We start from the raw sequence: 502 nt of genomic DNA on the forward strand, positions 1-502 counted from the left end.
TATTGATGTCGTAAAGCATAACCACTCTTTTTCCATTGGCATTTTCGCTAGTCCACACTACCTTACCACTGGCAATTCGTGGCTCTTGATGTCGCCCTACTCCGTCAGATATCTTATCTCTAGATCCTGTATCCATATTGTAAAGATAGATATTAAAATCTTCTCCTATACCTTTTTCCTGCCATACGATGTACTGAGCCCAAATATCTGGATACCCCTGAACATTAGCATCATCAGTAATGTTATTTTCTTTATTTGTTTCAGTGTTTAAATGATAAATATCCCATTGTCCACCTTTATAACCCATCCATACCATGTTATTCCCTTGGACACGTATTCTACCATCTGGTTTTGTACTAAAAACTACCGACTCTGCTCTTACAAAGGACGTAAGTAAAGATGCTAAAAGTAGTGTAATTATTAGTGTTCTACTCATTCTTTTTTTCAATGACTTCATTCTCTCCTCTCTCATGTACACCTTTCTTTTTGGGCACAAAAAAAC

General features: G+C 36.7%; 1 protein-coding gene. It reads right to left on the reverse strand.

Translation table 11 applies throughout. The features are described 5' to 3' along the window. Positions 1-457, reverse strand: a 457-nt coding sequence (locus RCF13_RS10875; RefSeq protein WP_308141167.1) for a hypothetical protein, incomplete at its 3' end; no start/stop codon positions are given. Between the last annotated feature and the right edge of the window lie 45 nt (positions 458-502).

It is taken from the genome of Stenotrophomonas maltophilia group sp. RNC7 (genome assembly GCF_030910085.1).
GTDB lineage: Bacteria > Pseudomonadota > Gammaproteobacteria > Xanthomonadales > Xanthomonadaceae > Stenotrophomonas > Stenotrophomonas sepilia.